General features: G+C 49.8%; 6 protein-coding genes. All 6 read right to left on the reverse strand.

What is annotated here, in order from left to right:
- Positions 1-338 precede the first annotated feature (338 nt).
- Positions 339-1,559: a beta-methylgalactoside transporter permease gene (gene mglC / locus MXE39_RS12475; protein ID WP_246979029.1), complete on the reverse strand. Its 1,221-nt coding sequence runs from the start codon at positions 1,557-1,559 to the stop codon at positions 339-341.
- A gap of 10 nt (positions 1,560-1,569) precedes the next feature.
- Positions 1,570-3,072, reverse strand: coding sequence for a sugar ABC transporter ATP-binding protein (locus tag MXE39_RS12480; RefSeq protein ID WP_246979028.1), 1,503 nt, complete (start codon positions 3,070-3,072; stop codon positions 1,570-1,572).
- A gap of 1,445 nt (positions 3,073-4,517) precedes the next feature.
- Positions 4,518-5,543 (reverse strand): galactose ABC transporter substrate-binding protein, encoded by a 1,026-nt coding sequence (locus MXE39_RS12485; RefSeq protein ID WP_246979027.1) that lies wholly within the window; start codon positions 5,541-5,543, stop codon positions 4,518-4,520.
- An 869-nt stretch (positions 5,544-6,412) separates the two neighbouring features.
- Entirely contained in the window at positions 6,413-6,550 is a 138-nt protein-coding gene (locus MXE39_RS12490; protein WP_247074193.1) for a hypothetical protein, read from the reverse strand.
- Positions 6,551-6,796: 246 nt separating this feature from the next.
- Positions 6,797-7,735 (reverse strand): flagellin, encoded by a 939-nt coding sequence (locus tag MXE39_RS12495; protein WP_246979026.1) that lies wholly within the window; start codon positions 7,733-7,735, stop codon positions 6,797-6,799.
- Positions 7,736-8,130: 395 nt separating this feature from the next.
- Positions 8,131-8,996: flagellin (locus MXE39_RS12500; RefSeq protein WP_246979025.1), on the reverse strand; the 866-nt coding region annotated here is incomplete at its 5' end.

Here is an 8,996-nt window from a genome sequence, read left to right on the forward strand (position 1 = left end):
GGTCGGGTCGGGAAAGGGCCGGTTGGGGTTGCGGAGGCGGTCCGGTTCAAAATGGTTATGGATTGTGGTGCGCCTGAAAAGCAAAAAGGCGTGTCCCGGTGAAGGGATACGCCCTGGTGCACCTCATGCATGCGAGGTGCTAATTTGAGACAAGGTTTATCGTCTGTGCCATGCCGCTTAAGGCTGCATCCGCGTGTGTGCGGCCAGGGGCTGAAAACTTGTCAGTGTACTGTTCTGTTTAATCTCAAAGGGCAGGCAGCGACCTTGTGTTGAGGCGGGCCTGCCCTTTTTGTCTGCACTGGTGCAGCATTGCAGCAGCTGCAGACCGGATATTGAGATTAGTTCTTCTTACGGTACTTGCCCATATCGATAGCAACGGCGGTGGCAATAATGATGCCCTTGATAACCTGCTGCCACATTGGGGATACGGAGATGAACTGCAGACCGTAGGTAATAATGGTGAATACGAACACACCGGCGATAATGCCTGATACGGTTGCGATACCACCCATTAAGGATACACCACCTACTACGCAGGCTGCGATGGCGTCGAGCTCATAACCCATACCGTACTGGTTGGTAGCACCAGCGGTACGTGCAGCCTCGAGCACACCGGCAATACCGTACAGACCGGCAGCCAGAACGAAGATGAACAGGTTGGTAGCGTATACGTTAACACCGGCTACAACGGCAGCCTCACGGTTACCACCCAGAGCGTATACGTTCTTACCGAATACGGTCTTGTTGAGTACGAACCAGATGATTACGGTGATGGTAGCAGCAATAGGAATCAGAATGGAGACGCCTGGGAAGCCGCCGCCCTGGAAGAACTTGGTCTGGCCTAAGGCTGCAAAGTCAGGACGTACACCACCGATTGGCTGGGAGTTGTTTGGTGGCAGGTCGAAGTACAGGGAGCAGCTGCCATAAACAATTACGGAAGTAGCCAGAGTTGCAATGAATGGATGCATTTCATACTGGGCAACCAGGAAGCCGTTGAGGGCACCGAACATCATACAGATACAGACTGCTACCAGAATTGGGATGAATAAAGGCAGCTGGGCAAGCTCTGGGAAGAAGCGGTTGCCGTAGTCAGCGGTCTGCAGCATGGAGGTGGAGATAACGGCAGCGAGGCCAACGATACGACCGGCAGACAGGTCACAGCCAGCAATGATCAGGGTAAAGCAGATACCCAGAGCAATGATGAGCTTGGTGGATGACTGGGTCATAATGTCCAGAACTACTCGAATCTGCATGAAGCGAGGCTGCAGGAAGCAGATGATTAATACGAGTACCACCATCGCAATAATAATGGCGTAGTTGGTCAGGACATTGTTAAGGGTCCTGGCATTGAGAACGATATCTGGAGCATGAGCTATTGGGCGCATGACGTGGTAACCGTTCTGGATGGTCATCCAGGCACCGATCAGCATCATGATAACAGGTAAGTCGTACAGGGTCTTGATTGAGGCAAAGTAAAGAGCAATGCCTAATAAGATCATGGCTCCGCCAACGCCGGTAAGGGCCTTGTAGTAGGAGCTCTGAGTAATTGTATTTGCCATAGTTTCCTCTCTACTTCTTGAAGCTTGAAGCCAGACGCATGATTTCTACCTGGTCGAAGTTTTCCTTGTCGACAAAGCCGGTGACATGACCTTCGCACATAACCATAATGCGGTCTGACATACCCATCAGTTCAGGCATTTCAGAAGAGATCATGATGATCGACTTGCCCTGCTTGATCTGGTCAAGCATGAGGCTGTAGATTTCATATTTGGCGCCAACGTCAATACCACGGGTAGGCTCATCGAAGATGATGATGTCGGAGTTGGTCAGCAGCCAGCGGGCAATCAGAACCTTCTGCTGGTTACCACCGGAGAGATTCTTAATTGGGGTCTGCAGATCCGGTGTCTTGACTCGTAACTCGCGGCAGGAGCTTTGTGCAGCAGGGACACGCTTGTCATCGTCGAGAATACCCATCTTGGCAAAGCTCTGCTGAGCTGCAATCAGAGTGTTATCGAGAATGGAAAGAATACCGAAAATACCGTTCTGACGACGCTCTTCAGTAAGCAGTGCGATACCGTTGCGCTTGGCATCACGCACAGACTTGATCTGAATTTCCTGTCCGTTCTTGAAAATCTGACCGTGGTCAAGTGCACGCAGACCGAAAATGGTTTCTACCAGTTCGGTACGCTGAGCGCCTACCAGACCACCGATACCGAGGATTTCGCCACGGTGCAGCTGGAAGTTGACGTCAACGAAAGAGCGCGGTTCAGCTGCGGTGAAGTCCTTAACCTCCAGAACGACTTCTTCTGATGGCTTGTCTTCACGTACAGGGAAGCGGTTGGACATGTCACGGCCCACCATCTTGCGGATGATGAAGTCCTGGTCGATTTCCTTGGCCAGGTAGGTGCCGATGAACTTGCCGTCACGCATGATGGTTACGTCGTCACTGATGCGCAGAATCTCTTCCATCTTGTGGGAGATGTAGATGATGGAGCGGCCTTCATCTCTGAGCTTGTTGATGATCTTGAACAGATACTCAACTTCGTTCTCAGTCAGGGATGAGGTAGGCTCGTCCATGATGATGATTTTGGCATCATAGGAAATGGCTCGGGCGATTTCCACAAGCTGGAGTTTAGAGGCGGAAACCAGACCGGCACGCTCTTTTGGATCTACGTCCAGACCGATGCTCTTGAAGAGCTCTACAGTCTGATCGTACATGGCCTTGTGATCCACAAAACCGAATTTGGTTGGGAAGCGTCCAATCCATACGTTTTCCATAACTGAGCGGAAACGTATAGGGTGGAGCTCCTGGTGAATCATGGAGATACCCATGGCCAGAGCAGCTTTGGTGTTAGGAATATCATTGATGGACTTACCATTGTAGAGAATGGTACCCTCATCAGGATGATACAGACCAAACAGACATTTCATGAGCGTTGATTTACCGGCGCCGTTCTCACCCATAAGGGCGTGAACAGTACCCGGTCTTACCTTCAGATTGGCATGATCGAGTGCCAATACACCAGGGAATCGCTTCACAATGTCGTTCATCTCAAGGACGTACTGACTCATGAAAAATGATCCTCACTTTCTGTAAGACTGAGAGCTTGCGGCACCAGCTCTGTCGGGGGTGATGAACCTCTGACTGCCCTGCAGCATCAAGGTTTTAAGCCTTAATGAGCAGATATTGCTGTGCCTCAAAGCTGTGACCACAGATATCAGGCACACTCAGCGTGTCTGACGCTTTGCATAGATCTGTTTATCGAAGTATCTAAGATATGCCATGCTGCTTTTACAGTCGGCATCATACCTGCGGCATACGGCCTCTGACCGTTTAAACCGCCTTGTTGACGTGCGGTCACAGGATAATGCCGTTTTGCATGCATAAGAGAGGAATACTTTCAGGCCTGAGCCTTGAGTACACCTTCTTCAGTTAAGGAAAAAACGAGGAGGGAGGGATGAATCAGAGCAGAAGACAGTGGACGTTAAATAGCTTAATAAAGTTAATTAAGTCAGTGGCTACAGCTTTAAAGACTGCAGACATCTGCATTGCAGCAGGTCAGACCTCTGCCTGAGAGTTGCTCAGGGAGAAGGTGTCCTTTATGAACTCTTACCGGGCGCTGCAAACTGATTGCGATAAATACTACCGCCTCGCCTTTAACCTTATTGTTGTATGATTGCTTATCACTGCACACAGCCTTATCAGACTGCTGCCTAACCTGAAACTGTCAGTCCTGCAGGGACCGGTGGTTCCGTTATCTGGCAGGGACCAGATAGATGGGGCCGCTCAGGCAAAGGACAGTGAATGACTTGTAAAAACAGATAAGTCCGGCTTGTCAGGCCAGAACCAGAAAACAGCTAACCTTATCTTCAGGTGACCATCACACTGGCAGGTGTGTTGACTTCAACAGCGGCGCAACGGCATATTCAATGCCCTGATAACCGCAGTCTGGTCGCTTTACAGCTTTGCCCTGAGCTCAAAGAGCGCGGGCTTGCCGCTTTCGGGCTTGCGCCTGGGAAGTGCTGGTCTTGCTCCCCTTGACTTGACCTTATACAGGTTCAAGATCTGGTGTCATCGTTGATAACTTTGATGCCCTGAACAGATAAATGCAGTCCCCTGATTAGGTCTGCATGCGAAAAAAGGGCGCAACTTGGGCCGTAACTGCATTGAAAACAGCTGGATTTGAGATATCAGGCAGGTTACAAACAGATGCGGGATTGCGGCTTATTTCTTATGCGGGATTTAAGCAGGTGACAGGCAGGTCTCAGTCTTGGACCTTTAATACTCATGCTGGGGAAGTCAGCCTGAGCACTTAATACTCATGCTGGGGAAGTCAGCCTGAGCACTTTATTTATAAGCTGGCAGGAGCCGGCTTATTAGACACACATTGCGCAGCCTCAGGGCTGCTTTTTTGTGCTCTTTAAAAGCCCGACAGCAATGCTGCCGGGCTTTTGGGTTTACAGACCCCCTCAAGAGCTTCGGGGGCTGTTGAAACCGGGCTTAAGTAATCAGATGATTACATGAAGTCCTTGTAGTTTTCCTGGGTAACACGTACGTAAGGAATCCATACATACTTGCCATCAGTGATGGTGTAGCCAATGGACTCGCTGGTAACTGGCTTGCCCTGAGCAGCTTCATTGGCAATACGTACAGCAGCGGTACCCTGGTTAACAGCGTCGTTTAAGGAAGTGCCTAACATCTGGCCCTTGGAAATGGCCTGTAAGGCTGGAGCAGTAGCGTCAACACCTACAACAGGGATGAACTTGGAAGGATCCTTGCCATCCTTACCCAGGTTGTAACCCTCAGACTTAAGAGCCTCAACAGCACCTAAAGCCATGTCGTCGTTGTTGGCCAGTACGGCCTCGATGGCCTCAATACCAAGAGAGGTAATGAAGTTCTTCATCTTGTCGTGGCCCTGAACCTTGTCCCAGTTGGCGTTGTCGGAACCAATCTCAACGATGTCGAGGCCGGCTTCCTTCATGGCCTTAACGCAGTACTCAGAACGTAAGGTAGCGTCCTGGTGGCCCTGCTCACCCTTAATCAGGATGTACTGGAGCTTGCCGTCACCGTTCTTGTCAGCCTCTGGATGGGCCTTGAAGTACTCGGCGATTAACTGACCACCAATGGTGCCGGACTCTTCAGCCTTTGCGCCAACGTAGTAAGCCTTATCCCAGCTCTGTAAAACAGACTTTTCTGGCTCACGGTTGATGAAGACGATTGGCAGGTCAGCAGCCTTGGCCTTGTTTACGAGAGGGCCGGCAGCGGAACGGTCTACCGGGTTGATAACCAGAGCGTTAACACCCTTGGTGATGAAGGTGTCAACCTGGTCATTCTGCATTGGCTGACGGTTCTGGGAGTCTACTAACTCAATCTCAGCGCCTAAGCTGTCAGCGGCCTTCTGCATGTTGTTACGAACGCCGGTCATAAAGGTATCGTCAAACTTGTAGATACAGGAGCCAACGAGGACATCCTCAGCCTGAGCGGTACCCATGGTGGCGGCTAAGACGGCAGCGGCAGCAATAGCAGTAAGAGACTTCTTCATAGATCTTTGATCCTCCAGGTAACTGAAAATAGCTTAAGGTACTTTACTGACTGTTCTGATCACCAGGTTAACAACAGCTTTCCTGGTGTCAGTCAAAAAGTACAGTCGCAGCGCAGGCATTCAGTGAAGTTCCTGAATTTATTCAGGTAGGCTCGATATTCTTCGATACCGGGCAGGGCAAAGCTCGCGAATGCAGCTTCATTTGCGCTTCGGCCTTAAGTTGGTTACATGATATTGATTTGTCCGTTCAAAAACTGCGATCCCTCTCCAATTTTTAATCAGAAATTAAATTTTGAGAAAAAACGGTAAAAATGGGCATGAAAACGGTTACTTAGAGTATGACCCCGGGCCTGTTTAAGCCATTGTTAGAAAGTTTCAACTGCGCAAATGACAACGATTGCATTAATTTACTTTGCAAAATTATGATATTGATCACGTTTTCTACGAAACAGTGAACAGAGGCCACAAAAGCAAAAGTACGAATCCGTATTTTTATCAGCCAAGCCAGTATATGCAAACGATTGCAGTCTGATATATAAGCGGCTTTTTGACTGATCAGAATGTCCAGATTCAATCCACGTGCTGATATCTATAAAGGCACGAAAGCGTTTTCATAACTGTCCATAAATCTGAACTTATTAAGCCAAAATTGCGTACCAATAAACAGCAAATTTTAAGGATGTCAGCTTACAAAGACCGGAATCATGCTCTTTATGCATGAAAATTTATAACAGCAGCAGCCAAAAATACCTGCCAGGCCAGAAAATCAGGCATGCTAAGGGCAATGGCCCGCACGGCCCAAAAAGCCCGCAGTTGCGTGCCCGTTGACACATAAGCACAATCGCTACGCACTGGCATATATATCAGATTTATAACAATAATTGCACGCCATAGAGCACGCAGGCCGTGCTCAAGCCCGGCCTCACAAAACCCCGAACACCAGTGCGCAACGCCTCATCGCCGCCTCCATGAATATGAACAAAAGCAACATATTCGATCACCTTCATAGCCAGCAAAGAACACCATGCCGGGCGAAAACAAAAACTCTTACAGAAAGTCCCATTGCAGCATGATCGACCCGTTGAGGCCGCTACGAACAGACTGCTGAGCATTACCCGTGTCTTGCCAGATAAGCACTACACAGCCCTTATGCGGCGCATAAACGTAAAGAGCCTGACTGCAAGGCAGTCAGGCTCTTGAGAGGTCAGCTGTGCTGACCAGCGATTATCGGTATTCAGATATCTGTATTCAGATTAGCCCAGCAGGGACAGACCCAGCTGTGGGCGAGTGTTAGCCTGCATGAGCATGGAGGTAGCAGCCTGCTGAATGATGGACTGCTGGCTCAGGTTGGCAGACTCCTCGGCGAAGTCAGCGTCACGAATGCGGCTACGGGCATCAGCCTGGTTGGCAGAAACATTAGCCTGGTTGCGGATTGAGCTCTCTAACCTGTTCTGTATTGCACCTAGGTCGGCGCGCTGACCGTCAACCTTGGCAATAACCTTGTCAATCTCAGCAATAAGAGCACTGGCATCATCAGCTGTAGCAAGCTTGAAGCCTGTTGCCTTATCCCAGGTACCGCCGCCACCAGGGTTTGGAGCTGGAGGTGCAGGGTTACCACCGCCACCGCCGCCGCCGGCAAACAGCTTGGACATTACGGTAGCGTGCACCTCAAAGGTAATGGTATCGCCCTTGTTGGCGCCAACCTGAAGAGTAAGGCTGCCCTTGGAGGTATTACCCTGTGCGCCCTTGCCATAAATGGAGGTGTCATTGCCACCGTCCAGAACGGTCATGCCGCCGAACTTGGTCTGACGGGCAATACGGGTGATTTCAAAGCCCAGAGCGTCAGCCTCTTTCTTCAGAGCAGCGCGGTCTTCGGCAGTGTTAGTGCCGTTAGCAGCCTGAACAGCCAGAGTACGAACCTTCTGCAGCATAGAAGTAGTTTCGTCCATGGCGCCTTCGATAGTCTGAGCAAGAGCAATACCGTCGGAGGCATTGCGGTTGCCCTGATTCAGGCCGTTAATCTGAGTAGTTAATCGTGATGAAATCTGCAGACCAGCCGCATCGTCCTTCGCACTGTTGATTCTCATACCTGAGCTCAGGCGTTGGTACGTAGTGGTCAGCTGAGTCTGTACGTTATTTAAATATCTGCGTCCGTTAAGGGAGCTGACATTGGTATTGACGTAAACTGCCATTTATTTTTGTCTCTCTCACACGTAAACGTTTACACCTTGACAGACCTGAAGTCCATGGAAAGATGCAAAGGTTGTTCGTTCTCACCAACATAACGGCACGAAAACCATCACCTGCACGATAAAGAAAATTATGATATCTATAAATAAAGTGTAAATAAATAGATACAACTAATCTAGTAATATAAATATGTAAACACCTCTAAATTATAGCGTTGCATACAAACATTTGCGTAAACAGGTTGTATGGATCCTGGCGAATTCCGTGCATATCAGCTCTTAATATAGCAGGTAGCAAAAGGTAAGAATAAAAAATGCGAAAAGGGTCTGACTGAAAGTCAGTCAGACCCTTTTTCTAAGACAGATAAGGTGACCTTAAAACTGTCTGATTGGCTACATTAGCCCAGCAGGGACAGACCCAGCTGTGGACGAGTGTTAGCCTGCATGAGCATGGAGGTAGCAGCCTGCTGAATGATGGACTGCTGGCTCAGGTTGGCAGACTCCTCGGCGAAGTCAGCGTCACGAATGCGGCTACGGGCATCAGCCTGGTTGGCAGAAACATTAGCCTGGTTGCGAATTGAACTCTCTAACCTGTTCTGTATTGCACCTAGGTCAGCACGCTGGCCGTCAACCTTGGCAATAACCTTGTCAATCTCAGCAATAAGAGCACTGGCATCGTCAGCTGTAGCAAGCTTGAAGCCTGTTGCCTTATCCCAGGTATTGCCACCACCAGCTGGTGGCTGAGGTGGCTGTTGACCACCGCCGCCGCCGGCAAACAGCTTGGACATGATGGTAGTCTGTACTGAGAATTCGATGGTGTCGCCCTTATTGGCGCCAACCTGTAAGGTCAGCTTACCTGTATCGGCATTATTATTACCATTTTTACCGTAAATGGAGGTGTCATTGGCACCGTCAAGCACGGTCTTGCCACCGAACTTGGTCTGCTGAGCAATACGGGTGATTTCAAAGCCCAGAGCGTCAGCCTCTTTCTTCAGTGCAGCGCGGTCTTCGGCAGTGTTAGTGCCGTTAGCAGCCTGAACAGCCAGGGTACGAATCTTCTGCAGCATAGAAGTAGTTTCGTCCATGGCGCCTTCGATAGTCTGAGCAAGAGCAATACCGTCGGAGGCATTGCGGTTACCCTGATTCAGGCCGTTAATCTGAGTAGTTAATCGTGATGAAATCTGCAGACCAGCCGCATCGTCCTTCGCACTGTTGATTCTCATACCTGAGCTCAGGCGTTGGTACGTAGTGGTCAGCTGAGTCT

This window comes from Anaerobiospirillum sp. NML120511, from assembly GCF_023050955.1.
Lineage (GTDB): Bacteria > Pseudomonadota > Gammaproteobacteria > Enterobacterales > Succinivibrionaceae > Anaerobiospirillum.

Bases quoted from the DNA above. Each gene is read 5' to 3' on its own strand.
- MXE39_RS12485 (WP_246979027.1), bottom strand. From the start codon at position 5,543: ATGAAGAAGTCTCTTACTGCTATTGCTGCCGCTGCCGTCTTAGCCGCC.
- mglC (WP_246979029.1), bottom strand. From the start codon at position 1,559: ATGGCAAATACAATTACTCAGAGCTCCTACTACAAGGCCCTTACCGGC.
- MXE39_RS12495 (WP_246979026.1), bottom strand. From the start codon at position 7,735: ATGGCAGTTTACGTCAATACCAATGTCAGCTCCCTTAACGGACGCAGA.
- MXE39_RS12480 (WP_246979028.1), bottom strand. From the start codon at position 3,072: ATGAGTCAGTACGTCCTTGAGATGAACGACATTGTGAAGCGATTCCCT.
- MXE39_RS12490 (WP_247074193.1), bottom strand. From the start codon at position 6,550: ATGAAGGTGATCGAATATGTTGCTTTTGTTCATATTCATGGAGGCGGC.